Annotated in this window: 25 protein-coding genes; 11 read left to right on the top strand and 14 right to left on the bottom strand. The window is 55.8% G+C overall.

What is annotated here, in order from left to right; translation table 11 throughout:
• Positions 1 to 31: 31 nt before the first annotated feature.
• On the bottom strand, positions 32 to 613 hold the full coding sequence (gene rimM, locus BM205_RS06130) for a ribosome maturation factor RimM (protein ID WP_254783766.1): 582 nt from the start codon (positions 611 to 613) through the stop codon (positions 32 to 34).
• 18 nt (positions 614 to 631) lie between these two features.
• Positions 632 to 883: a 30S ribosomal protein S16 gene (rpsP, locus tag BM205_RS06135; RefSeq protein ID WP_092413551.1), complete on the bottom strand. Its 252-nt coding sequence runs from the start codon at positions 881 to 883 to the stop codon at positions 632 to 634.
• A 383-nt stretch (positions 884 to 1266) separates the two neighbouring features.
• On the opposite strand from rpsP, the gene BM205_RS06140 reads away from it, so the two are divergent.
• Complete coding sequence (locus tag BM205_RS06140; RefSeq protein WP_092413553.1) at positions 1267 to 1686, top strand: NINE protein; 420 nt, start codon at positions 1267 to 1269, stop codon at positions 1684 to 1686.
• A gap of 72 nt (positions 1687 to 1758) precedes the next feature.
• Here the strand turns inward: BM205_RS06140 and BM205_RS06145 are convergent, their stop codons facing one another.
• From BM205_RS06145 to BM205_RS06160, 4 genes are all read right to left on the bottom strand, one after another.
• Positions 1759 to 3549 carry an acyl-CoA dehydrogenase gene (locus BM205_RS06145; protein WP_092413555.1) on the bottom strand — a complete coding sequence of 597 codons (1791 nt, stop codon included), beginning with the start codon at positions 3547 to 3549 and terminating at the stop codon, positions 1759 to 1761.
• A 155-nt stretch (positions 3550 to 3704) separates the two neighbouring features.
• Complete coding sequence (locus tag BM205_RS06150) at positions 3705 to 4634, bottom strand: electron transfer flavoprotein subunit alpha/FixB family protein (RefSeq protein WP_092413557.1); 930 nt, start codon at positions 4632 to 4634, stop codon at positions 3705 to 3707.
• A gap of 117 nt (positions 4635 to 4751) precedes the next feature.
• On the bottom strand, positions 4752 to 5504 hold the full coding sequence (locus tag BM205_RS06155) for an electron transfer flavoprotein subunit beta/FixA family protein (RefSeq protein ID WP_092413559.1): 753 nt from the start codon (positions 5502 to 5504) through the stop codon (positions 4752 to 4754).
• A 383-nt stretch (positions 5505 to 5887) separates the two neighbouring features.
• On the bottom strand, positions 5888 to 6115 hold the full coding sequence (locus BM205_RS06160; protein WP_170851072.1) for a sulfurtransferase TusA family protein: 228 nt from the start codon (positions 6113 to 6115) through the stop codon (positions 5888 to 5890).
• A 260-nt stretch (positions 6116 to 6375) separates the two neighbouring features.
• Between BM205_RS06160 and BM205_RS06165 the strand changes: the two genes are divergently transcribed.
• Complete coding sequence (locus tag BM205_RS06165) at positions 6376 to 7731, top strand: DUF4013 domain-containing protein (RefSeq protein WP_092413561.1); 1356 nt, start codon at positions 6376 to 6378, stop codon at positions 7729 to 7731.
• A gap of 13 nt (positions 7732 to 7744) precedes the next feature.
• Here the strand turns inward: BM205_RS06165 and BM205_RS06170 are convergent, their stop codons facing one another.
• From BM205_RS06170 to ugpQ, 5 genes are all read right to left on the bottom strand, one after another.
• On the bottom strand, positions 7745 to 9334 hold the full coding sequence (locus BM205_RS06170; RefSeq protein ID WP_092413563.1) for a rhomboid family intramembrane serine protease: 1590 nt from the start codon (positions 9332 to 9334) through the stop codon (positions 7745 to 7747).
• A gap of 134 nt (positions 9335 to 9468) precedes the next feature.
• On the bottom strand, positions 9469 to 10023 hold the full coding sequence (locus tag BM205_RS06175; RefSeq protein ID WP_092413565.1) for an NUDIX domain-containing protein: 555 nt from the start codon (positions 10021 to 10023) through the stop codon (positions 9469 to 9471).
• A 119-nt stretch (positions 10024 to 10142) separates the two neighbouring features.
• The gene (gene alaS / locus BM205_RS06180; protein WP_092413567.1) at positions 10143 to 12767 is read right to left on the bottom strand and encodes an alanine--tRNA ligase; all 2625 of its coding nucleotides are present in this window, start codon (positions 12765 to 12767) and stop codon (positions 10143 to 10145) included.
• Between the two features lie 284 nt (positions 12768 to 13051).
• A complete protein-coding gene (locus tag BM205_RS06185) occupies positions 13052 to 13273 on the bottom strand; it encodes a hypothetical protein (protein ID WP_092413569.1) in 222 nt (73 codons plus the stop codon).
• Positions 13274 to 13478: 205 nt separating this feature from the next.
• On the bottom strand, positions 13479 to 14264 hold the full coding sequence (ugpQ, locus tag BM205_RS06190) for a glycerophosphodiester phosphodiesterase (protein ID WP_092413571.1): 786 nt from the start codon (positions 14262 to 14264) through the stop codon (positions 13479 to 13481).
• Between the two features lie 281 nt (positions 14265 to 14545).
• Here ugpQ and BM205_RS06195 point away from each other — a divergent pair, with 281 nt between their 5' ends.
• The 8 genes from BM205_RS06195 (at position 14546) to BM205_RS06230 (ending at position 22133) form a co-directional block, all read left to right on the top strand.
• On the top strand, positions 14546 to 14842 hold the full coding sequence (locus BM205_RS06195) for a 2TM domain-containing protein (protein ID WP_092413573.1): 297 nt from the start codon (positions 14546 to 14548) through the stop codon (positions 14840 to 14842).
• Positions 14839 to 15966, top strand: a complete 1128-nt coding sequence (locus BM205_RS06200) for a sensor histidine kinase (protein ID WP_092413575.1) — start codon at positions 14839 to 14841, stop codon at positions 15964 to 15966. Before BM205_RS06195 ends, BM205_RS06200 begins: the two co-directional genes overlap by 4 nt.
• On the top strand, positions 15963 to 16763 hold the full coding sequence (locus BM205_RS06205; RefSeq protein ID WP_092413577.1) for a LytR/AlgR family response regulator transcription factor: 801 nt from the start codon (positions 15963 to 15965) through the stop codon (positions 16761 to 16763). Before BM205_RS06200 ends, BM205_RS06205 begins: the two co-directional genes overlap by 4 nt.
• A gap of 203 nt (positions 16764 to 16966) precedes the next feature.
• Positions 16967 to 18742, top strand: coding sequence for a glutamine--tRNA ligase/YqeY domain fusion protein (locus BM205_RS06210; RefSeq protein ID WP_092413579.1), 1776 nt, complete (start codon positions 16967 to 16969; stop codon positions 18740 to 18742).
• A 213-nt stretch (positions 18743 to 18955) separates the two neighbouring features.
• Positions 18956 to 19426 (top strand): DUF4429 domain-containing protein, encoded by a 471-nt coding sequence (locus BM205_RS06215; protein ID WP_092413581.1) that lies wholly within the window; start codon positions 18956 to 18958, stop codon positions 19424 to 19426.
• Between the two features lie 126 nt (positions 19427 to 19552).
• Positions 19553 to 20062, top strand: a complete 510-nt coding sequence (locus tag BM205_RS06220) for a DUF1993 domain-containing protein (RefSeq protein WP_092413583.1) — start codon at positions 19553 to 19555, stop codon at positions 20060 to 20062.
• Positions 20063 to 20233: 171 nt separating this feature from the next.
• Entirely contained in the window at positions 20234 to 20854 is a 621-nt protein-coding gene (locus BM205_RS06225) for a TetR/AcrR family transcriptional regulator (RefSeq protein WP_092413585.1), read from the top strand.
• 28 nt (positions 20855 to 20882) lie between these two features.
• Entirely contained in the window at positions 20883 to 22133 is a 1251-nt protein-coding gene (locus BM205_RS06230) for a glycosyltransferase (RefSeq protein WP_092413587.1), read from the top strand.
• 91 nt (positions 22134 to 22224) lie between these two features.
• Here BM205_RS06230 and BM205_RS06235 read toward each other — a convergent pair whose 3' ends face one another.
• The 3 genes from BM205_RS06235 to BM205_RS06245 all read right to left on the bottom strand — a co-directional run bounded on the left by BM205_RS06235 (position 22225) and on the right by BM205_RS06245 (position 24106).
• Positions 22225 to 22626, bottom strand: coding sequence for a nuclear transport factor 2 family protein (locus BM205_RS06235; RefSeq protein WP_092413589.1), 402 nt, complete (start codon positions 22624 to 22626; stop codon positions 22225 to 22227).
• A gap of 72 nt (positions 22627 to 22698) precedes the next feature.
• Entirely contained in the window at positions 22699 to 23103 is a 405-nt protein-coding gene (locus BM205_RS06240) for a VOC family protein (RefSeq protein ID WP_092413590.1), read from the bottom strand.
• A gap of 91 nt (positions 23104 to 23194) precedes the next feature.
• Complete coding sequence (locus tag BM205_RS06245) at positions 23195 to 24106, bottom strand: LysR family transcriptional regulator (RefSeq protein WP_092413592.1); 912 nt, start codon at positions 24104 to 24106, stop codon at positions 23195 to 23197.
• Between the two features lie 139 nt (positions 24107 to 24245).
• Between BM205_RS06245 and BM205_RS06250 the strand changes: the two genes are divergently transcribed.
• The gene (locus BM205_RS06250) at positions 24246 to 25505 is read left to right on the top strand and encodes an MFS transporter (protein ID WP_254783767.1); all 1260 of its coding nucleotides are present in this window, start codon (positions 24246 to 24248) and stop codon (positions 25503 to 25505) included.
• Positions 25506 to 25557 lie beyond the last annotated feature (52 nt).

Here is a 25557-nt window from a genome sequence, read left to right on the forward strand (position 1 = left end):
CCTGGAGCCGATGCTCGATTCAAGCCTGGAATTAATAATCCAGTCCCCAGTCAACCGTGATTTTCTTTGCTGCCTGATCCACCGTCTTGACGAACTGCTCAACAAACGGGATCAATAACTCGGGGGCGGTTTTATCCTGATCTGCGACTGCCGGCACCGTAATCCGAAGAATCGGATGTGCACCGTTGTCCATCAAATCAGCGACCACGCCCAAATGCTCGCCTTGCAGATTTTCAACCACCAGGCCGATCAGATCGACCCAATAGAATTCATCATCCGAAAGCGCCGGGAAATGGCTGCGTGGAATATGAACCACACTGCCCTTCATGGCTTCGGCTGCGTCACGCCCTGCCACACCCATCAGGCGCGCCACAATGTCGCCACTGTGGTTTTTCGCCTGCATCATTTCGACATCGTGCAATTCCGGCGAGTTCTGCCGGTTCAGCCACCATGTCTTGGCGTGCAACAGTGCATCGGCATCGGCCGAATACGGTTTGATCCGCACCCAGCCATTAATACCGTAGGCGCCAGTAATGTAACCGACCACCACCAAATCTGAAGGTATTGCAGTTCCAGCTGGGGCTGTGGTCGACAAGTTTACTGACGTATTCAACGGCTCAACTGCTTAAAATTAAGCAGCTTTTTTGGCAGCGTCAGCAACCAGACGTGCAACTGTCGGCGACATTTGCGCGCCAACACCTTGCCAATGCGTCAGGCGGTCCTGAGCAATGCGGAAAGTCTCTTCTGCACCGGATGCTACCGGATTGTAAAAGCCGATACGCTCGATGAAGCGACCGTCACGGCGATTGCGCGAATCAGTAGCTACGATGTTGTAAAAAGGACGCTTCTTTGCGCCACCACGGGATAAACGAATAACGACCATAATGTTTCCAAAAAGTGTTCGAACACGGAAAAAGCCGCAAATTATAACGCAAAGTGAGCCGACCCCGCAACCAAAGCAGGCCATGGGTGTGGTTTCACTACGTCAAACAGGTATTTGCAGGGCTCCAAAACGCTATACGGCGCTATGCCGAAAGCGGGCCTGACTATCAAAGTGACATTCTATTGAAGCAGGCTGTACACTACGCCCTCAATCTGCTTTCCGACACGCATGGTGCACCCCGGAAACATCAGTGGCGATAGCCAAGCCCGTATATTAGCAATATTCCCGGCTGATGCAAGGATTGCCTGCTTATTACCTGCTTTTTGCCTGCTTATTGGCTAATTTATTACATATTCCACACATTTCATCCACCCATCCTGCCAATGACCCAATCCCACAAGAACAAGACACTCGCCACCTTCGTGGCTACCGTATTTGGCAGCTTAGGCCTGCATCGCTTCTATCTAAAGGGATTTCAAGACATCTGGGGATGGCTGCATTTTGCTACCCTGCCAATTTCCATGCTCCTTTACTTGTTTTTTAGACAAAATCAGCAAGTGGCGTTCCTGTTTGGACCGCTGATCATCTCGGGCCTGGTTGCCGTGATCGAATCGCTGGTCATAGGATTGACCCCGGATGAAAAATGGGATGCCCAATATAATGCCAACTCCGGCCGCCAATCCAACTCCAGCTGGTTTGTCGTCTTGCTGGTGGTCTTGACGCTGGGAGTCGGCGCGATTGCCTTGATCGGCTCGATTGCCCGCACCTTCGACCTTCTGTTCACTGGCGGCGCCTACGGTTGAGCTTTGAAACCAGATGCGCAGCGACACCATAAAAAAGCAGCCGCCGGCTGCTTTTTTTACGTCTGCAAAAAATCAGAACTGATCTTCCGTCAACGCCATCACACCGCTACTGCCTTCGACAATCGAGATGCGATATGCGTCGGCCTGAGACAGAATATGGTCGGCAAAGAAGCGCGCCGTACCGATCTTGGCATGATAGAAATTGCTGTCGCCCGCAGCCGACTGCAGTTTTTGCGTTGCAATCAGCGCAGCGCGGCCAAGCTGCCAGCCGCCCAACACGATGCCGGCCAGCTTCAGGTACGGCACGCTACCGGCAAACACGCCTTTGATATCGCTCTTGAGATTATCAACCACGTAGCTAACCACCTGCTCCAGTGCATCGGCGCCGCTGGCCAGTTGCTTGCCAATGGCGACCAGGTCGGCCGCTCCGCTGCCCGCCAGCTCGGCCTGGGTAGCACGCACCTGGGCAATGATGCCCTTGGCGACAGCGCCGCCATCGCGCACAGTCTTGCGGCCGATCAGGTCGTTAGCCTGGATCGCGGTGGTGCCTTCATAAATCGTCAAGATCCGCGCATCGCGATAGAACTGCGCTGCACCGGTTTCTTCGATAAAGCCCATGCCGCCATGAATCTGCACACCGGTCGACGCCACGTCGATCGACATCTCGGTCGACCAGCCTTTGACGATCGGCACCATGTATTCATAGAATGCCTGGTTCGCTTTACGCGTCGCTGCATCGGCGTGATGATGAGCAGCATCGTGAGCAGCCGCGGTGACATACGCCAACGCACGCGCCGCCTCGGTCTGCGAACGCATGCTCATCAGCATGCGCCGTACATCCGGCTGATGGATAATCGTCACGGCGCCGGCTGAACCGGCCAGGTCACGCGATTGCACGCGGTCTTTGGCGTAAGCCACTGCTTTTTGATAAGCACGCTCGGCGACGCTGATGCCTTGCAGACCAACTGCAAAACGCGCTGCATTCATCATGATGAACATGTATTCGAGGCCGCGATTCTCTTCGCCCACCAAGGTACCGACGGCACCGCCGTGGTCGCCGAACTGCAGCACCGCAGTCGGGCTGGCCTTGATGCCGAGCTTGTGTTCCAGCGAGACGCAATGGACATCGTTGCGTGCACCGGGCGAACCATCCGCATTGACCATGAATTTGGGCACGATGAATAGCGAAATACCCTTCACGCCTTCCGGCGCATTAGGGGTACGCGCCAACACCAGATGCGCGATATTCTCAGCCATATCGTGCTCACCGTAGGTGATGAAAATCTTGGTGCCGGAAATCTTGTAAGTGCCATCGCCCTGCGGTACGGCACGGGTACGCACCAGCGCCAGGTCGGAACCGGCTTGCGGCTCGGTCAGATTCATGGTGCCGGTCCATTTGCCGGATACCAGGTTTTCCAGGTAAATCCGCTTTTGCTCATCGCTACCGGCAGTCAGCAAGGCTTCGATAGCGCCGTCGCTCAATAGCGGGCACAAAGCAAAAGACAGATTGGCCGCATTCAGCATCTCTATGCACGGTGTCGCCACCAGCTTGGGCAAACCCTGGCCGCCAAATTCAACCGGATGCTGCACGCCTTGCCAGCCGGCTTCCGCAAAGGCCTTGAATGCCTCTTTAAAACCCTTGCTGGTGGTGACTTCGCCATCATGCCAATAGCTGGGCTCCAGATCTCCGCTGCGGTTTAATGGCGCTACCACTTCACTGCAGAATTTAGCATTCTCTTGCAACACTGCTTCCACGGTTTCCGGTGTCGCGTCTTCGCAACCAGGCAGTGTGCTGACCTGCTCCAGGCCAGCCAGCTCGTTCAGCACGAACAGCATGTCTTTCAACGGGGCGACATAACTCATGTGTTACTCCAAAAAATTGGGCGGCACCGCAGAGCCTGACTCTGCCAGCACCCGCAATACCACCCGTATACTTTTTACTTTCTATTTTTAACAAAACGCTGAAAGGCCTTGCTTCAAAAGCTGAGCTCCCAACGTCCTGCAAAACGCCCGTCGGCTTAACCCAGTTCGGCCACCAGTTGCGGCACGATCTCAAACAAGTCGCCAACAATACCGTAGTCGGCGACCGAGAAAATCGGCGCTTCTTCATCCTTGTTGATGGCGACGATGACCTTGGAATCTTTCATCCCGGCCAAATGCTGGATCGCGCCCGAAATACCGACGGCGATATACAGCTGCGGCGCGACGATCTTGCCGGTTTGTCCGACTTGCCAGTCGTTCGGCACGAAGCCCGCGTCCACCGCAGCGCGCGAGGCGCCCATTGCAGCACCCAGCTTGTCAGCCAGCGGCTCCAGGATCTTGAAGTTTTCAGCGGAACCCATGCCGCGCCCGCCCGATACGATGATCTTGGCTGCCGTCAGCTCAGGACGATCCGATTTGGCCAGCTCGCGCGAGACAAATGCGGATTTGCCGAAGTCGGCTGCGGCCGCGATATTTTCCACGGCGGCAGAACCGCCGCCGCCAGCAGCGTCAAAACCGGTAGTGCGAACGGTGATGACCTTGGTAGCGTCGCTCGATTGCACGGTGGCGATGGCGTTACCGGCATAGATCGGACGCTCGAATGTATCCGGGCTGTCGACCTTGGTGATTTCGGAAATCTGGCCGACGTCCAGTTTGGCGGCGACGCGCGGCAAGATGTTTTTACCGTAAGCGGTTGCCGGCGCCAGGATGTGGCTGTAGGCGGAAGCCAGCGCCAGCACTTGCTCGGTGACGTTTTCTGCCAGGCCATCGGCAAAGTAAGCTGCATCGGCGACCAGTACTTTGGTCACGCCGGCGGCTTGCGCGGCGGCTTGGGCGGCGGCGCCGCAGTTGCTGCCGGCGACCAGTACGTGGACTTCGCCGCCGCATTGGCTGGCGGCGGTAATGGTATTGAGGGTGCTGCCTTTTAATGAGGCGTTATCGTGTTCAGCAATGACGAGGGCTGTCATGTCGGCTCCAGAGTTATGTACGCTCGCCTGCATCCTTATCGTGATACGGCGCTGCGCTTGTTTCTTGAATAGGTTGTGTAGTTCGGTAAGCTAAATCGGTTTTTAAGCCGATCCCGCTTACAGTACCTTGGCTTCGTTCTTCAGCTTGGCGACCAGGGTAGCGACGTCAGGCACCTTGATGCCGGCGCTGCGCTTGGCTGGTTCCACCACTTTCAGCGTCTTCAGGCGCGGTTCGACATCCACACCCAGATCGGCCGGCTTGAACACATCCAGAGTCTTCTTCTTGGCCTTCATGATGTTCGGCAGCGTCACGTAGCGCGGCTCGTTCAGGCGCAAATCGGTGGTGATGATGGCTGGCAGTGTCAGGGCGATGGTTTCCAGGCCGCCGTCGACTTCACGCGTAACGGTAACCTTGCCGTCTTCCAGCACCACCTTGGATGCAAAGGTGGCTTGTGGCCAGCCCAGCAGCGCAGCCAGCATCTGGCCGGTCTGGTTGCAATCGTCGTCGATCGCTTGCTTACCCAGGATGATCAGCTGCGGTTGCTCTTTGTCAGCCACGGCTTTCAACAACTTGGCCACCGCCAGCGGTTGCAGATCGGTGTCGCCGGTATCGACCAGCACGCCGCGGTCGGCGCCAATCGCCATCGCCGTGCGTAGCGTTTCCTGGCATTGCGTAACACCGCAGGAAATCGCGATCACTTCCGTCACCTTGCCGCCCTCTTTCAGGCGCGTGGCTTCTTCCACCGCGATTTCATCAAACGGATTCATTGACATCTTGACGTTCGCAATATCTACACCGCTGCCGTCCGATTTAACCCGCACCTTGACGTTGTAGTCGACGACACGCTTGACTGGTACTAATACTTTCATCGGTATGCCTTTTTATTGAAATAAAAAAATCTGGGTTGATGCGGGTTGACGTCAATTGACGTTAACGTAAATCTTAATTAGGAATTATAAGAGAGAATTCAGTCCGACGCTGAAATTTAGCACGATCGTTCTATTAAATCTTAGAGCAAACGGACTAATCGCACCAGTTTTTTGTAAAACAAAATAGGTTTAATGTGATTTATGCAATGGAAATGCGCTGCGCCGACCTGAAACGGAAGACAGAAAGGGATAAAACCGAGGTATTGCGCGACCAGCAGGACGCTGGTTGCGGCACGAATTGACGATAAAAACGGTGCTGGGTAAAAATCTGCTGCGGAGACTACGATAAAAGGCTGACTGTAGGCCAACGCCCATTTACTTTCTTACTTACGCTTCATGAAGAAAATAAATTCCCTGTTTTCTTCGCTCTGCTCCAGCAAATCATTACCTGTCTGCTTCGCGAACGCCTGAAAATCGCGCACCGAACCAGAGTCAGTCGCCATCACACGTAGCACTTCGCCGCTCAGCATGTCTGCCAACGCCTTCTTGGTTTTCAAAATCGGCAGTGGGCAATGCAAACCGCGTGCGTCGAGTTCTTTATTAAATTCCATAACCACTTCGTATATAAAGATTTTTAACATTTGATGCTATTTATCGATTCTACTCCAAACGCAGACGCCTTTGACGCGTCGCAGCAAACCATCCATCATTTTTACAACAACAGTGCCATAAATAAATATGTCTTTAATGCAATTAATATTGCTATTCGCGTGCTAACATTCATTCATAAAATAACAACATGTAACAGACGCAATCGCCAGGGATAACGCCGCCCCATGGCAACCAATGGCGAACCATTCTGAGGAACAGCATGCGGGACAGTCTTAGCGAAAAACCTTTCAGCAACGTTACGCCGTTCTGGCAACGCTTACCTCAATTCTTCTTGTATCCAATGCAGCAGCAGCTGATCTGGCGTCCGGTGCTTTATGCGCTGGTTGGCAGCGGTTTATGGGTATTGGGCAGGAGTGGCGACGACGACGGATTCTCTCCTGTCATTCTAATCGTTGCGGTACTGGTCGGCATTGGTCTCTCCATCGACCTGATGCGTCAGGCATTCCGGATCCTGGAGCAAACCTCGCTTGGCAATTTGCGCTACGCCGATTTCGACGAGCCGGACGACATGCACAAGATGACGCCCTACAAGCTCTATTTCGTGATGCTGGTGCAAGGCTTTTTCATCGCCATCATGGCCGACATCCATCCGTTTCTCGGGCTGCTGGGAAGCGCCGTAGTCAATCTGATGCTGCCGGCCAGCATCATGGTGCTGGGACATACCCATAGCTTTAGCGACGCCATCAATCCATTCAACGTGTTCAAGATGATCAAGGCCTGCGGCTGGCCTTATCTGGCGCTATGGGCGTTCGGATTCATATTGAGCCAGTGCGCACCGGTTACCGTCATGCTGTTCCTGGGGAAAGTGCCGATCACCCTGCTGATCGCCTTGAGCATTTTCGCTTGCGCCTATTTCACTTTGGTCGGTTTCAATTTGATGGGTTACACGATGTACCAGTACCATCAGGAGATCGGCTACTCGCCGGATCGCAATTTTGAAATCAACGCACTCGCCAGCAGCCGCCAAAACCGCCCTCTCAGCGACGATGAAATCCTGGCGCAGCAAATCGGTACGCTGGTGCGCGACGGCGACATCAACATGGCGATAGAAATGGTGTGGGAAGAATTGCGCTACGACCAGTTCAACGCGCAACTGTCGGGCCACTACGCCAAACTGCTGATGCTCAAGGGCGACAAGAGCAAGCAGCTGGAATATGCGCCACGTCATCTGTTTGCACTGGCCCGCTCGGGCAAAAGCGGCCGGATCGGCGATAGCTGGCGGCAAGCGCGCCTGCTTGATCCGGAATTCAAGATCGACAATCCCGATCACGTATTGGAAATTGCAGCAGCCGCTGCTTCCGTACGCGAACATCAGATTGCATTGGAGATCGTCTCCGGTTTCCACAAGCGCGCAGCGCATCATAAAGATGTGCCGGCGGCGCTGGTCCTGGCCGGCAAGCTGCTATCCGATCACCTGCGCCAGGATACCCGCGCCTTGTCGTTGTTCAACCATGTGATTGCACAATGGCCAACCAACCCGGCGGCCAGCGAAGCCCAACAATACAAAGATGTAATCGAACGCCTGATGCAGGGCCAAGGCGCCGCGCAAACCTGATCACCAATTAGTATTAATAACGATTACCGGGACTGGTTGCCAGGCGGCTTTCTTCGCTCATTGGAAATTGCTGCAACAGCAATTTCTGATAATGCTGCGCTTTGTCGTGTATGCCCGCCGCCATGAAGCCCCTGGCCACGACCTGCACCAGTTGCGGCAATTGCTGATGCTGGCGCGCAGTCACCATCAATATCTGCAAGATGGCTGCTGCAGTTTGCGGCTGGCCGTTCAATGCAAATCTCTTGGCGGCCGCCAGCGATTGGTCGCTGCTTAGCTGCGGCCGCGGTTCGGCTCTTGCCACATAATCCAGGTAGACCTGATGAATTTTATCTTCGGCCAGGCTGCCTTTTGGCAAGCGCAACAACATCTCTGCTGTCTTGTGGAAAATCGGCGCAGCCGGCGTTTCTTTCGACAGATTGAATAATTGCAGCAGCCAATCCGGTTTAGGCGTTTTCCGTTGCTCCAGGGTTTTGCTCACCAGGCTGCTGAAGTCGCGCCGGGCACGCGTGAAATCCAGGCGGCTGAGGGCTGAATACGCACTCTGCTGCAAGTTACGCAATCGCTGATCGTCGTCGGCAGGAGCGACATAATTGGCGTGTGCCTGATCCAGCTTGCGCCGCGCCAGCAAGCGATACAGCAAGGCTAGCAATGCGCCGCCCAGCAAGCCGCCGATATGGGCGTAGTAATTGGTATTCGACGGCGCAGCAAACAATAAGTCGAACGCTTCCTTGCCGACCCAGATCGGCAACATGATCAATGCCGGCGCCTTGAAGAAATCGAAATAAAACAGGAACCAGTAAAAGAAACGTATCTTGCGCAAACCGTACAGCACGGTGTATATCCCCATGACCCCGGAAATGGCCCCCGATGCTCCCAGCGACAGCACCATGCAGTCACCTTCGAACAAAAGATAAAACGCTGCCGACAACAAACCCGATAGCAGGTAAAACAGCAAATACCAGCCACCGCCCAACAGGATTTCCACCGCATAGCCGACCATCGCCAGAAACACCATATTGCCCAGCACGTGGTCGACGCTGGCGTGCAGGAACATGTGGGTAAGCAGCGTAATCGGGCGCTCGGATGCCTGCGCCGGGATCAGTGAATAGCGCTCGGTAAAACTCCGCGTACGGGTCAGCACGTAATGCTCGCGCTGCTCTTTCCATTCGGCCAGATCGTCGTCAGTGAGTGTGCCCAGCACAGCCGGTTTGGCTTGCTGCATCAAGGCGGCAAAACGGAGGTCGGCATCCAGCACATACCAACGCTGGATAAGTTGCTGATAATCTTCCAATGAGGCGGTCTTGCCGTCGCGTGCCGCGGCCACATCGGCGCGTTCGCGCAATTGCCGCCAACGCGCCGAGGCTTTGCGCATGGCTTCAGCGGCCTCAGGCTTTTTATCGCTTTCCAGATAACGCGCATAGGCCGGAAATTCGAATTCTGGTAAGCGCGACTCGACGAGGTAATAATGCGCGGCCGGTTCCATCTGGCTGCGCTCATGCCATTCAAAACCGAAATAAATCAGCAGATTGATCAGCACCAGCAGGATAGTCACCAGCGGCGGGCGCTTCCAGTCTGGCTTACGGTCTACCGGGATTATCAGCATGGCGGCTCAGGAGCAGGAATAAATTGTAATAGCGCAATTTTACCTAGTCATTGCCGCATGGCAGCGTTATTTTTTACCAACAACAATTCTTCCGCCTTAACCGAGGCGTATTCTGACCACCCCTCAGCGCGTCCTCAGGTTTTCAAGGCTGTTTCAGGCTGCGCGGTCTGCAACAGAGGCCGCTCAACATACTCAACCGCCAACCCTTGCGCCCGCATCCAGTCGGCGACAGCGTGGCCGGTGCCGGCGCGCCAGGGACGCAATGCCACCGGCTCCAGCAGGCGATACTCCAGCAGTTCCGGCGACAGTTGGATCTGGCCGGATGCCTTGACGTGATAGGCGATGATGAGTTCGTTCTTGCGCATGAATTCGTAGACGCCGATCAGCGTGACCTGCTCGGCATCAAGATTGGTTTCTTCCTTGAGTTCACGCGCAATGCCCTGCTCCGGGGTCTCGTCGCGCTCCATGAATCCCGTGATCAGTGCAAACATGCCCTCCTGCCATGCGGCATTGCGCGCCAGCAGGATCTTGCCGTCGATCTCGACTATCGCCGCCAGTACCGGCAACGGATTATCCCAATGCGTCCAGTGCCCCTCGGGGCAGGCCAGGCGCAATTTTCCGGCTTCGCCTTCGTCGGCACGTTGAATCAGGGATTTGGCGCACACCGGGCAAAATTTAAATTCGCTCATGTCGGGGTTATTTAGTTAAGGGCAAAAAAAAACGGGAAGAACCAATCCGCGATACTACTGCGATTTGATGCTTCCCGCTTTGTGCAGCCACTATCTCAGTGACAGTTTGGCGACTGATGTTATGCGCGTTCGCCGACCCACGCAGCGACACCTTGCAATGCCGCCGTCAGGCCGCTCGGATCGGTGCCGCCGGCTTGCGCCATATCAGGACGGCCGCCGCCTTTGCCACCCACTTGCTGAGCAACGAAGTTGACCAGCTCGCCCGCCTTGACCTTCGAAGTAGCGTCTGCGGTGACACCGGCGATCAGGCTCACTTTGCCATCCTTCACGGCAGCCAGGACGATAGCCGCAGTCTTCAGCTTATCCTTCAGCTTATCCATGGTTTCGCGCAAGGTTGCACTGTCGGCGCCTTCCAGGGTAGCCGCCAATACCTTGATACCGTTGACGTCGACGGCCTGGCTAACCAGTTCGTCGCCCTGGTTCGCAGCCAGTTTCGACTTCAGGCTGCCCAGTTCCTTTTCCAACGCCTTGACGTGTTCCTGCACCTGGGCGATACGTTGCGTCAGTTCTTCCGGTTGCGCTTTCAACGCCGCAGCGGCTTCGTTGACGCGATTACTCAGGTTCTGCACCAGCGCCAGCCCTGCTTCGCCGGTCACCGCTTCGATACGGCGAATGCCGGCAGCAACGCCGCCTTCCGCCACGATCTTGAACAAGCCGATATCGCCGGTACGGGTGACGTGGGTACCACCGCACAACTCACGCGAGCTGCCAATCGACAATACACGCACTTCGTCGCCGTATTTTTCACCGAACAACGCCATGGCGCCAGCGCCAACCGCATCGTCGAACGACATCAGCTTGGCTTCGGTAGCCACGTTGGCCAGGATTTCGCGATTGACGATTTCCTCGATGCGACGAATTTCGTCGGCGCTTACCGGGGCGTTATGACTGAAGTCGAAACGGGTTTTGTCGGCATCGACCAGGGAGCCCTTTTGGGAGACATGGCCGCCCAATACTTCGCGCAACGCCTTATGCATCAGGTGGGTTGCCGAGTGATTGCGTATGGTGCGGCCACGTATTGCGGTATCCACCTTGGCGCTCAGCTGATCGCCGACTGCCAGCGAGCCGCTGCGCAGATTGCCGTGATGACCGAAAACTTCGGCCTGGATTTTCAGCGTATCTGCTACCTCAAACAAGGCGCCCGCCGCTTCCAGTACGCCCGAATCACCAACCTGGCCACCCGACTCGGCGTAGAACGGCGTGGTGTCGAGCACCACGATGGCATCCTGGCCGGCTTCGATTTTCTGTACCGCGCTGCCATCCACATACAGTGCCAGCACCTTGGCGTCATGCGCCAGGGCGTCGTAACCGACGAAGCGGGTCTTGTCGCCGCTGTATTCCACTGCCGCCGCCATCTTGAATTTACCCGCAGCGCGGGCAGTCGATTTCTGACGTTCCATTGCCGTGGCAAAGCCTGCTTCATCCAGCTCGACTTCACGTTCGCGGCAAATATCCGCGGTCAGATCGAGCGGGAAACCGAAAGTGTCGTACAGCGTAAATGCAGTTTCGCCGTCCAGCTTCTTCGGCGTCTTTGCCAGCGCCGCTTCCAGGATCTTCATGCCGTTTTCCAGCGTTTCGCCAAAACGTTCTTCTTCCTGCTTGAGGACTTGTTCGACGCGCTCCGCGGCTTCCGGCAATTCCGGATAGGCAGCGCCCATTTCCTGCACCAGGTCCTTGACCAGCTTGTAGAAAAACGGCTTGGTCTGGCCCAGCTTGTGGCCGTGGCGCAGCGCGCGGCGGATAATCCGGCGCAACACGTAACCGCGACCTTCATTGCCAGGAATCACGCCATCGACCACCAGGAAAGAACAGGCGCGAATATGATCGGCGATCACTTTCAGCGAATTGTTTTCCAGGTCGGTGATATTGGTTTCACGTGCAGCCGCCTTGATCAGTTTCTGGAACAAGTCGATTTCGTAGTTGCTGTGAACATGCTGCAATACCGCGGCCAGGCGCTCCAGGCCCATGCCGGTATCGACGCATTGCTTCGGCAACGGCGTCAGCGTGGCAACGCCGGTCTTCGGATCGATCTGGCGGTCGAATTGCATGAACACGTTGTTCCAGATTTCGATGTAGCGGTCGCCGTCCTGCTCCGGGCTGCCCGGAGGACCACCCCAGACGTCAGGACCGTGGTCGTAGAATATTTCGGAGCAAGGACCGCAAGGGCCGGTATCGGCCATTTGCCAGAAATTGTCCGATGCATACGGTGCGCCCTTGTTGTCGCCGATGCGCACGATGCGCTCCTTCGGCAGGCCGATCACCTTGTGCCAGATATCGTAGGCTTCGTCATCCGTCTCGTAGACGGTCGCCCACAGCTTGTCAGCCGGCAGGCCGTATACCTTGGTCAGCAGCTCCCAGGCCCAGACCAGCGAATCGTGCTTGAAGTAGTCGCCGAACGACCAGTTGCCCAGCATTTCGAAAAAAGTGTGATGACGTGCGGTGTAGCCGACGTTTTCCAGATCGTTATGTTTGCCGCCGGCGCGCAGGCAGCGCTGTACCGACGTGGCGCGCACATAGTTGCGCTTCTCGGTACCCAGGAACACATCCTTGAACTGCACCATACCGGAGTTGGTAAACAGCAGTGTCGGATCGTTGCCAGGCACCAGGCTCGACGAGCGCACGATGGTATGGCCTTTGGATTCAAAGAATTTGAGAAACTTTTCGCGGATTTCGGCTGAGTTCATGTTCTTGGGCAAAAATGAAACGGTGCAAGGAAAAAGCAAGGGAGCACGCTAAACGCCACAGGCCGGTCCGAGACCGGACACGCTACGGTTACGTGTATGTCCTTTTGCAAACCTTTGATTATACGTGATACCGGCAGCCCCGCAATTCAGCCGGGGCACGGTGGCCGCGGCACGATGAAAAAAGCCCATCAGGATCACTCCCAACGGGCTTTCGATGATACGAGGCCTGCATTCTGACGAACCGCAGTCTGAATTAAGCTTCCTATCAGCCTTGCATCGGGCTATCAGGCGCCCTTGTTGACCGGTACAGCTTTGATCGCGTGTTTTTTAGCAGAGCGATGATGCTTTTTATTCATTTTTTTAGCTGGTGCAGCGGCTGCCGGCGCATCGGCAGGAGCTGCCATTGGTGCGGCAGGAGCCGGCGCTGCGGCAGGAGCACTTTGTGCCATGACTGGTAAAGCGAAAGCAGCGATAACTACGGCAGCCAGCAATTTGTTGATCTTCATCTTAACTTCCTTTCAATTATTGAAAAAACAAGTAAATGTGACGCTTTACGAGTAAATAAAGTTCAACCATATGCATGACTTCGATGAAATATGGCCCGAAACTCGGTTCTGCACTCTATTAACGCCAGCTTATTGAATTGGTTGACATGATGTTACGGGGAGTTTGAACTTTGTTTACACAGCTGGCGCACGAACCACTTTCGGTTCAGCCGAGCGGGGAAAAATTGGCGCCGATCAGATCAATCCGGTCGGTGCAGAAACCGTCCACGCCCCAGCCTAATATCTCCTTGGCTCGCGCCGGCTTATTCACCGTATAGCAAAATAAACCATAACCGGCCTGCTTGACCGCCTGCGCCTGCATCGGCGACAAGTATTTGTGGTTAGTATGCAAGGCAACCGCATCCAGCTCCTCCAGGCGCTGTTGCCAGTCATCTTCGATGACGTCGGTCAGGAAGCCGCGCGGAATATCCGGCGCCGCGACCTGCGCCGCGCGCAGGGCTTCAAACGAAAACGACGAAAACAAAGGCAATGCAGGATCGGCCCAGGTGCCGCGGCCGCCAGCCACATGCACCGCTACCGCATCGGCAAAGAATTCCTCTGTTACCTGGGCGACAATACGCCCCGTCTCCACCTCAAACCCCTCAGCCGGTTTGATTTCAACATTCATCCAGATACCGTGCCGCCGGCAAAATTCAAGCACTTGCCGATAAGTGCATATCGGCTCGCCGGCAAACTGCGGGCCGAGCCAGCTGCCGGCATCCATTGCAGTCAGCTCATCTGAGCTGAAGTCCGCTACCTTGCCGATGCCGCGCACTGTGCGGCCAAATACGGCGTCATGCATCAGGATCGGCACACTGTCGCGCGCCAGCATGACGTCGAACTCGACCGCGCGGTATCCGTGTTCAAGGCCGCAACGCAACGCCGCCAGCGTATTTTCCGGTGCCAGCGTACCGCCGCCGCGATGCGCGACTATTTTGGGATAAGGCCACATGAATCTTCTCTTTCCATCGAATAAATAAGTCATCGAGTAAATAAGTAAATCAGAATGACGGCGTGATTGACAGGAGCGATTTGCGAGCAATTGCTGCGGCCAGTTACGCTCAGTCAGAGTTCACCTTGCTTACCCTCATTCTTAATGGATTTGACTGATTTGGCAATCCGCGACCGCCGACTGCGATTCGCGCCATGCAATCACGGTTTCGTCGCATTTCACTTTTTTGCGGCTGCGGACCAGCTCACAATGGTTTCATTGCCACACGACGGAGGATTGCCATGAGGGATGTCACCCCGAACACCAATCCACACTATCAAGACGCACAACGCCAGGTCGAACGGAAAATCGGCTTTTACCTGGACCTGGCGGCATACGTGATTGTCAACAGCGGCCTGGTGCTGCTGAATTTCTTGCATAATCCGTGTCGTCCGTGGGTGCTGGGACCGATCCTGGGTTGGGGAATCGGGTTACTATTCCACGCCTTGGCAGTGTTCCTCAAGAACCCTGGCGCGCAGTGGAAACGGCGCATGATAGAACGAGAACTAGAAAAAAATAACCATATCCCTCCAGCATGAAGCCGACACCAGAGACCGCATTGCCGCAAACCACCGAGCCATTGGCGCGGCGCCTATTGCGCAGCTTGTATATCAACCTCGGCATCACCATCGCCTGCGCTGTGATTGTCACTTATGTGATGCGCATCAGCGACCAGTTCTTGCCGAACCTGGTGTTTTCCCTGTGCATCGGCATGCTGGCGATGGTGTTCATAGAAGGCGGCCGCTATGTGTTCTGGCGTAACACCACGCCGCGCAAAGTGCACTTTCTCGCCTACATACTGCTGGCGGCAGGCATTGCCCAAGTCCTCGGCAGCCGACTGGCCTATCACCTGCTCGGTCTGCCAACAAATAATTTTGCCTTATCTATGTATATGGACGTAAACGGCATCGGCCTGATTATCCTGACCGTCTCGGTCTGTGTCGGCGCTACGCTGTTTTTCTGGAATCTCAGCACGCTGGCCGAACTGCGCAATCAGGCCGCGATTGAAAGGGCACGTACCGCCGCCGTCGAGAAACAAGCGTTGCAGGCGCAGTTGCAAATGCTGCAGGCGCAGATCGAACCGCATATGCTGTTCAATACGTTGGCGACATTGCAAAGCCTGATTGCGCTTGATGCAGCCCGGGCTCAACAAATGCTGGACCAGTTGATCCACTTTCTGCGTGCCTCGCTCTCCTCCTCACGCATCGAGCAAACCACGCTGGCGCAAGAGTTCAGCCTGATGGAAGCCTATCTGGAACTGATGTCGCTGCGCATGGGCAGCCGCCTCAGCTTCAACCTGCAATTACCGGCCGCGCTGCGCGATACCGTGATTGCACCGATGCTGCTCCAGCCCTTGGTCGAGAACGCCATCAAGCACGGTTTGGAACCCAAGATCGAAGGCGGCCGGGTCGAAGTCAGCGCCAGCCGCCAGGGCCAGTTGCTTCTGCTGGACGTCAGCGATACCGGCCTCGGTCTCGCCAACGGCTTCGCCGACGTCGAGCAGCAGACGCCGACTGGCCAAGCACACAACGTCGGCCATATCGGCCTCAGCAATATCCACGAACGCTTGCAGGCACTATATGGTTCGCAGGCTAGCCTGACCGTGAAACCGAAGCTGCCGCATGGCGTCATCGCCCAACTCCAATTGCCCATCCTGTCATGACATCACCATCCAATTTGCGCGCCCTGATTGCCGAAGACGAACCGATCCTGGCGGCCGCGCTGCTGCAGGCGTTGCAACGTCTGTGGCCGGAGTTGCAGATCATTGCCAGCGTCGACAACGGCCAGGCGGTGATCGATCAAACCCTCCGGCAACGTCCCGACATCCTGTTCCTCGATATCAAGATGCCAGGGAAAACCGGGCTCGAAGCGGCCCAGGAACTGGCCGAAGAATGGCCTGAGAACGAAACATTCCCGCTGATCGTGTTTGTTACCGCCTACGACGAATACGCGATCAGCGCCTTCGAGCATGCCGCCGCCGATTACGTGCTGAAACCGATCAGCGACGCCCGCCTGGGCAAGACCATCGCCCGCCTGCAGCAACGTCTGCAACAGAATAACGACGGCCATACCGCGCTGGATAACCTGATCGGCCAGCTGCACAACATGCAGCCCAAGACCAGCGCCAGCGTCGAACCGCTGACCATGATCCGGGCCGCGGTCGGCAACCAGATCCGCATGATCCCGATCAGCGAGGTAATCTATTTCGAAGCCACCGACAAATATATCAATGTCGTCACCGCCGACAGCGAGTCGCTGATCCGCACCAGTCTCAAGGAATTGCTGCCGCAGCTCGACAGCCGGCAGTTCTGGCAGGTGCATCGCGGCACCATCGTCAATCACCAGTCGATCCAGATGGCGATACGCGACGAAAGCGGCAAGCTGACGCTCAAGCTGCGCGGCCGCACAGAGATGCCGACGGTGAGCCGCGTGTTTGCCCACCTGTTCCGCCAGATGTAAGCAACGGTATAAGCAATACTCCGGGCCGCTATCCAGTGGCCCGGGCTTTTTAACTATAAAATGTCTTTTTGATAAACGTTCTATTTGGGCTGCCTCGTATTTGCGCTGCAACAAAATCTACCCCGCCGCGCCAGAAAACGCTCTCGCTACGGTAGAATGAAGTACATCCCTACCATTCAGCAAAGCGTATAAACCAATTCTCCATGAGCACCGATCACACTAACGGCCACACCCCACCTGCACCAGCCTCGTCCAATTTCTTGCGCGGCATCATCGAAACCGATCTGACCGCGGGCGCCTACGCCGAGCGCAAGGACAGCCAGGGACAGCCGTTACCGCAGGTGGTCACCCGTTTTCCGCCAGAACCCAACGGCTACCTGCATATCGGCCATGCCAAGTCGATTTGCGTCAACTTCGGCCTGGCGCGCGATTATGCCGGCCGCTGCAACTTGCGCTTCGACGACACCAATCCTGAAAAAGAAGAACAGGAATATGTCGATACCATCATCGACAGCGTTCGGTGGCTGGGTTTCGACTGGAAAGACAGTACCGGCGAACATCTTTACTTCGCCAGCGACTACTTCGACCAGTTGTACACCATGGCGGAATACCTGATCACCGCCGGCCTGGCTTATGTCGATAGCCAAAGCGCCGAACAAATGGCCGCCAATCGCGGTAATTTCGGCGAAGTGGGTAAGGACTCACCATTCCGCAACCGCCCGGCCGATGAATCGCTGGATCTGTTCCGCCGCATGAAGGCTGGCGATTTCAAGGATGGCGAACACATCGTGCGCGCCAGGATCGATATGGCGTCGCCCAACATGAACCTGCGCGACCCGGCGATCTACCGGATCCGTCACGCCCATCATCACCGTACCGGCGACAAATGGTGCATCTATCCGATGTACGACTTCACGCACCCGATTTCGGATGCGCTGGAAAACATTTCGCACTCGATCTGCACCCTGGAATTCCAGGATCACCGCCCTTTCTACGACTGGCTGCTGGAACATTTGAGCAGTGCCGGCTTCCTGCAAAAACCGGTGCCGCACCAGTACGAATTCTCGCGCCTCAACGTTACCTACGTGATCACCAGCAAGCGCAAGCTGCGCCAGCTGGTGGATGAAGGCATCGTCGACGGCTGGGACGATCCGCGCATGCCGACCCTGGTTGGCATCCGCCGCCGCGGCTTTACGCCGGAATCGCTGCAATTGTTTTGTGATCGCACCGGCGTCACCAAGTCCGACGGCTGGATCGACATGAGTTCGCTGGAAGGCGCCCTGCGCGAAGATCTCGACCCCAAGGCACCCCGCGCCAGCGCAGTGCTGCAACCTCTGAAACTGATCATCGACAATTTCCCTGAAGGCGAAACCGTGGCATGTCACGCACCGGTCTATCCACCGGCGCATCCGGAACACGCTACCGCACTGCGTCACTTTCCAATAAGCAACACACTATGGATCGAACAGGAAGATTTCATGGAAACCCCGGTCAAAGGGTATTTCCGCCTGTTCCCACCCACCGCCGACAAGCCCGGCAGCCGGGTGCGCCTGCGCCACGGTTATGTGGTCGAATGCACCGGCTTTGAAAAAGATGCGGATGGCAAAGTCATCGCAGTGCATTGCACATACTTTCCTGACAGCAAGAGTGGCACCGAAGGCAGCGCCAACTACAAGGTCAAAGGCAACATTCACTGGATCAGCGTCGCCCATGCGGTAGAAGCAGAAGTGCGGCTGTACGACCGCCTGTTCACGGATCCGCATCCGGATGCCGGCGGCAAGGATTTCAAGGCTGCCTTGAATCCGAACGCCAAGCAAGTGATCAAGGCCTACCTGGAGCCCGGCTTGAAGGACGCCAAGGCGGAAGAGCGCTACCAGTTCGAACGGCATGGCTACTTCGTCGCCGACCGTATTGATTCCAAACCCGGCAAGCCGGTATTCAATCGGACTGTTACGTTGAAAGACAGCTGGGGTAAATAAAAGCCCGGTAAAAACCCGGTTCAACCCGCAGCTAGCCCCCATCATCGGCATGCAAAAGACGCCGCACCGTAAATTCGGTGCGGCGTCTTTATTACTTGGCAAGCCGGTGTTACATTATCTGACCATGGGCGGCCGGAATCGGTACTGACAAAATCGGTACTGAGAAGATTGAAATAGAAGGCAAAAAAGACGGTAAGAAAGAAGGAAGTAAGCGTGGAGCCAGCGGTCATACAAGTGGAAATACAGTTACGGGGCATCAATGGCCAGGTAACGCTGCTCAGCGACCGAGTCCAGATAAAACGTGCCGGCGCCATGGCGCGGCTGACTCAATCAAGGAACCGCGATAAAGACATTCCGATTTCCGCCCTCAGCGGGGTGCGCATCGAGGTGCCCGGACTTTTGACCAATGGTTATATCCGCTTTTATTTAACCAGCGGTACGCAAAGCGACACCACCCTCATTCGCGCCGCCAACGATGAAAACACGGTGCTGTTCAATCGCAGGCAATTCACCCAATTCGCGAATCTGAAAAGCGAGATCGAGAAAAAGATCGCAGCCTCCCAGCTGCTCACCCGTGCGCCCGTAGATTTTGAACAGTTGGACAGACTGGCAGCGCAATACAAGGCGGGACTTATCTCGCGCTCGGAATGGATCAGCACCAAGAAAAAGCTGCTGGGACTTTAGCGTTTACTGTAATGAGACGCCGGCAGCGAACTCTTCAAGCAAGCACTATAATCACGCAAGTTCGTCACCCCCACTTAGTCACACCACCTTTCCCGAACACTCTGCAACACCAACCAAGGAACACTCATGACCATCTCCATGCACAGCGCTTCGATTCCCGTTTTCAAACAGATGCTGACGGCGCTCAATGACGTATTGGCAAAGGCAGAGGCGCACGCGACCGAAAAGAAAATCGACCCTAACGCCTTCCTGCAAGCACGCCTGTTCCCGGACATGTTTCCGCTGATCCGCCAGGTACAGATCGCCGCCGATTTTGCCAAAAGCGTGCCAGCCCGCCTGGCCGGCGCCGAAGTTCCGGCATATGAAGACAACGAACAGACGTTCGCCGACCTGCATGCCCGTATCAAGAAGACATTGGCATTTATCGACGGCCTGAGCGCGGCGCAAATCGACGGCAGCGAAACGCTCGAAATCGTATTGCGTCCTGGCACACCGAAAGAAAAGAAACTGAGCGGCCAGACTTACCTGCTGGGCTATGGCCTGCCGCAATTCTTCTTCCACGTGACTACCGCTTATGACATCCTGCGTCACAACGGCGTGGAAATCGGCAAGCGCGATTTCATGGGTGCTTATTAAGATTAAGCCCACTAAGTAATTGCGTAATTCAGAACCTTGAGGCTTTGCCTCAAGGGGCATTCTGGCGCGACTGTTGACGCGCCATTTTTTTTGATTTAAGGTGAACATGTTCACTAAAGGTTCATGTTCACCGAACCATGAGATTCAAGAGATCAAAAGAGAAAGCGCCTAATGATGCTTAGGGAAAATCAGAAAGCAAATCGCAGAGATCTTCAGAAAGAAGAAACCCGGCGCCTGATCCTGGAATCTGCCTACGCCCTCTTTCAACAGCATGGGTACGACCTGACCACGATGCGCCAGTTGGCTAGCCACTGCGGAGTTGGCCTCGGCACCCTTTTCAAACACTTCCCGGACAAGCCTGCCATTTTGGTAGCGGCCTTCGAGGAAGATATCGGGGCGATACTTGCCCGCGCATTCAAGACATTACCCAAGAGAGATATCCACCTGCAGCTAAAGCATGTCCTTTCGGATATTTACGGTTATTACGCCAAAAACCAGTCGCTTTCCAGGGTTCTGGTGAAAGAATCGCTATTTCTTACAGGGCCGGCCGGTCAGATTGTGCATGCGCAAACGATGGCATTCCTGGAGAAAATCGGCCTCCTGTTTATCGGCGCAGCGCAAAGAAAAGAAATAGCACCGATCGGCGACGTCACGGAAGTCGCCATTGGTTTCTGGTCTTTTTACTTGCTGGGTTTGACGGTCGGTCTTCGAGATAGCGAATTCAAGGTGGATACGCAAGCGGCAATGGTCAGCACACTACTGCAATCCCACTACCCTCTTTTGACAAAATGATGTGCAAACCGGATAAGGAAGATACGCAATGAAAATCGGGATGCAGAGTTGGGGAAGCGACGGCGATATCCTGCCATTCCTGGCATTGGCGGAAGGCTTGCAGGCTGCCGGTCATCAGGTGACAGTAGCCTATACCAGCGTAGACAACAAGGACTACTCTGCATATTCAACGGCAGGAGGTTTCAATTCTTTCAAAGCGTTTGACGAGTTTACAGTCGGCATGAACGAAGCCATGGAGGCGATTGTCCGGACCAATGATCCGATGAAGCAGTTCATGTTCGTGATGGATAAATTTTTCAATCCCGCCGTGGAAGCGATGTACCAGGCATCCCACAAACTTTGCACTGAAAATGACATCGTGATCGGTCACATGATGAGTCACACGTTGCTTACCGCAGCAGAAAAAACCGGCTGCCCACGCGTGGTAGTTGCGTTCGCTCCCTTGGCGATTCGCACCAAATATATTCCTTTGTTCGGCCCCAATCTAGGATCGGTTTTGAATCCGCTGACGTGGATGCTAGGTGACTATGTAGGAAGGAAGAAATTGTTTTCTTTGGCTGAAAACATTCGCAGACGTGAGGGTCTTCTTCCTCTCGAAAGCATGCAGAAGCAGCTATATGAATCGAAAGACCTGACTTTGATTGCATCCAGCCCGACCCTCACCGCCCGGCGGCAGGATTGGGGGGATCATATTCAAATTTGCGGCGACCTGAATTTCCCTGCATCGGATCGCCATATTCCGGCACCAGAAGGAATGGAGGCATTTATTTATTCAGGCGCACCGCCAATTTATATGACATTCGGTTCGCTGGCTCCATTCCACAGTGAGCAAACAGATCAAATAATGTTCGACGCTATCGAGCAAGCCGGATGTCGTGCCGTGATTCAGTCAGCCTGGAGCGGGAAACAATCCCCGAACATATTCAGATGTAGCCAGGCGCCGCATGCCAAGGTGTTCCCGCACTGCTCAGCCATAGTGCATCACGGTGGCGCAGGTACGACCCATTCGTCATTGCGCGCAGGTCGCCCGTCCATTGTGGTGGAACATGCTTTTGACCAGATTTTTTGGGGGCGTGAATTGCAAAGGATCGGCGCAGGAGGCAAGGTCTTGCACCGCAATACACTCACAACGGATCAACTTGCCAGTGCGATCAACTCTACTCTCCATTCGAGTGATATGAAGAATAAGGCAAACGAACTAGGAACAATAATGCAGCGCGAGGATGGCGTAAAAACAGCTGTGGAGCTTATCGAGAAAAAATTTCAAGCACAAAATTAATTCCAGAGGAAGTTTCAGCCTCGCCCATATCCTCGTTTGGCCGATAGTTCACAGTCGTTGTCGCCACGCCAATTGTAGCGAGATCCCGGTTTTACCCTTGTTGTGCGGCGTCACGCTGAAGCATCTGGCCCATCAATTCGTGAATTTTGTTGACAGCCTTTAGCGGGCGAATCATCACCTTGAAGTGTGTAATCAAACCCTTGTCGTTCCACCTGATCATGTCCACACCATTGATCAGGATGCCGTCACAGGTTGTTTGGAACTCCAACACCGCTGAATCAGGGCCGAGCCATTCATTCAGGTATTGGAACGTGCCGTTATTTAAGACATGCAAGGCGGCGGCAAGGTATTTGATCGTGATCGCATTGCCACTTTGGGGCGTGTGAACAACCGGTGATTCGAAGACCACATCATCGGCGAGCAATGCTTTCAAGGAAGCGATGTCGCGCGACTTGATAATCTCGTGCCAGCGCTCAATTGTGGAATATGCCATGCTACTTCTCACTTATCTTAGACAGCGATTGGTGGTTGAAGGTTACGGGCGACACCATTTGACGCTCCATCGTCACTCCGCAATCTCATCATAACCTCGTCCAAGAAATTGAACCAAACAAAAACCGTTGCCGAAGGGATCCGCCATGAGTGCGAGCCGCCCCCACTTGTGCGTGGCGACGGGCTCCTCAAGCTGCGCTCCGGCTGAGACCGCCTTCTGAACTGCAGATTCGATGTCTTCAACGACAAAATCGAGATGGACTGGCGTCCAGTGGCGGTCGTAAGTACGGCGCTGAGCGGTTGCGCCCGATGCTTGCGTTCCTTGCGCTTTGACCAAGAGATAGATCGGCGCGGAGCTCCCCAACATTTCTACGCCGCTGACGCCGAAACGTCGACCGACCGTTAATCCAAACGACGCCTCGTAGAAGCGAATTGCCTTCTCAATGCTGTCAACATCGATGTTCACGAGAAGTTCCATTGCCGCTGCCCCCTGTCGCCTGTCGCCTGACAATCATGGTGCGAAGCACGCGTCCGCACATTAGCAATGATACGGATGCCTTAGAGCCGCCTCAAACCAGCAAACGTTCCTCCGCATCCAGCATCTCGCTCATATCCAGGCGCAATCGCTCGATCGGTGCCGCCAGTCGTCCCGGCGCGCGAGCATGCACCAGCCATGTATTCACGCCGGCCTTGAATTCCGGCACTTGCAACACCCGCAACTGATCGCGAAAAGCACTGCGCGCCAAGGCGCCAGGCATGACCATGCCGATGCCGACGCCGCGCGCCACCAACGACAATTGCAGCTCAGTGCCGAAGGCTTCGACCGCAACATCGACCGGCAAACGGGCTGCGTCCAGCGTATTGCGGATTGAGCGACGTATGCCGCAGCCATCCTGGTTCAGGACCCAGGCTTGCGATGCCAGTTCCCGCAAAGACAAGCGGCCTTCGCTCAATCCCGCATCACGGTGCGCCACGATCACCGGCATCTGGTGGCTAAGCAAATGTGTTGTCAACGTACTGGGCGGCATCACGTCGTCCGGCAACACCACCGCTGCGGCATCGATCGTATTGCTTTCCAACAAAGTCAGCAAGGTCGGCGACCAGCCGGTAGTGATGCGCAAGGTCAGTTTGGCGAATTCTGTGCGTAAACGGTCAATCGGGTGAGTCAGGGCCAATTCAGCCAGAAACGGCGCCACACCCAGACGAAACTCACCGCTTGCCTCCGAACCGGGTTCTACGCCAGCCAGCAAATCCGCAACCGATCCCAGCACACGGCGGCCACGCTGATATACCTCGCGGCCGGCAGCGGTAGGTTTTAGCGGTTTCGACTGACGCTCCAGCAAGGCGACTCCCAACCTGTCCTCCAGGCTTTGGACACGCCGGCTGATGCCTGGCTGGGTCAGATGCAGGCGGGTTGCAGCTGCAACAATCGAGCCGGTCTCGACGACGGCCACGAAAGCCTCGATATCATGAGTATTCACAACAAACTCGCATAATAGTTATGATAATAATTCACTTGTAGCATAAAGATTGCGGCTGCACAATCACCTCATTGAAATCCGCTTGCCAGGGATAGGACTACGCCGCTCCCGCTGCAAGCCATGCCAAGCGAAGAACGCCATGAACGCACCCTTGCCTCCCAATGCCGCCTACCCTGCCGCGCCGGCTATCACCGCACGCGCCGCCAATGGCGGTATCCCAGCCACTCTGCAAATATTGTTTGCCGCCGCAGTAGGCATCACCGTCATTAATCTGTTCGCAACCCAAACCCTGATCGCCCCGATCGCGGCTGCGCTCGGCCTGGATTCCCGCCTGAGCGGTATGGTCGCCATGCTGCCGCAACTGGGTTATGCCGCCGGTCTGATCCTGCTGGTGCCGCTGGCCGACCTGCTGGAAAACCGCCAACTGATCGTGCGTCTGCTGGCTTGCTGCGCGCTGGCATTGGCGGCGGCGACTATATCAACTTCCGGTTGGATATTCCTGCTGGCGATCTTCCTCGCGGGCAGTGCCTCAAGCGCGATCCAGATCATGGTGCCGTTGGCGGCGCTGCTGGCTTGCGAAGCACACCGCGGCAAAGTGGTCGGTAATGTGATGAGTGGGCTGATGCTGGGCATTCTGCTATCTCGCCCCCTGGCTAGTTTACTGGTGGATCTCGGCGGCTGGCGCTTGCTGTACCTGGTGCTGACCGCATCGGTAGCCTTGGTGGCAGCCACTTTGAGCCGCACGCTGCCAACCCGGCAACCGGTTGCCGGCCTGTCTTACCTGGCCTTGATCAGTTCCCTGTGGAATTTGCTGCTGAGCCAGCCGGTCCTGCGCCGACGCGCGCTGACGGCAGCATTGGCGATGGCAACCTTTAGTTTGTTCTGGACCGCGGTTGCGTTGCTTTTAACGCAGTCGCCCTTTAATCTGAATCAACGCCATATCGCCCTGTTCGCGCTGGCCGGGGTGGCCGGAGCCGTCGCAGCGCCGCTCGCCGGCCGCATCGGCGACCGCGGCTGGACTCGGCCCGCCAGCCTGGCCGCGCATCTGCTGATGATCGCGGCATTGCTGCTGGCGGGTGTCGCCGGCGCCGGTTGGGGCGGCTTTACGATCGCCGACCATCCGCTGCTTGCAATCGGCCTGCTGGTACTTGCCGCCATCGCCCTGGATGCCGGCGTCACCACTGATCAGACTTTGGGCCGGCGCGCCATCAACCTGTTGCAGCCGGAAGCGCGCGGACGCTTGAACGGTTTATTCGTCGGTATCTTTTTTGTCGGCGGCGCGCTCGGTGCGGCTAGCGCCGCGCTAGCCTGGGCCAACGGCGGCTGGACTGCAGTCTGCCTGCTTGGCATCGCTTATGCGGTTACAACGCTGGTGATTGGCGCGTTGCAGAAACATTGAGTTATAAAAAAACTGCGCAAGGTAGACCCTTGCGCAGTTTTTTATGAGTGAA

The sequence above is a fragment of the Collimonas sp. OK307 genome, assembly GCF_900113705.1.
Lineage (GTDB): Bacteria > Pseudomonadota > Gammaproteobacteria > Burkholderiales > Burkholderiaceae_D > Collimonas.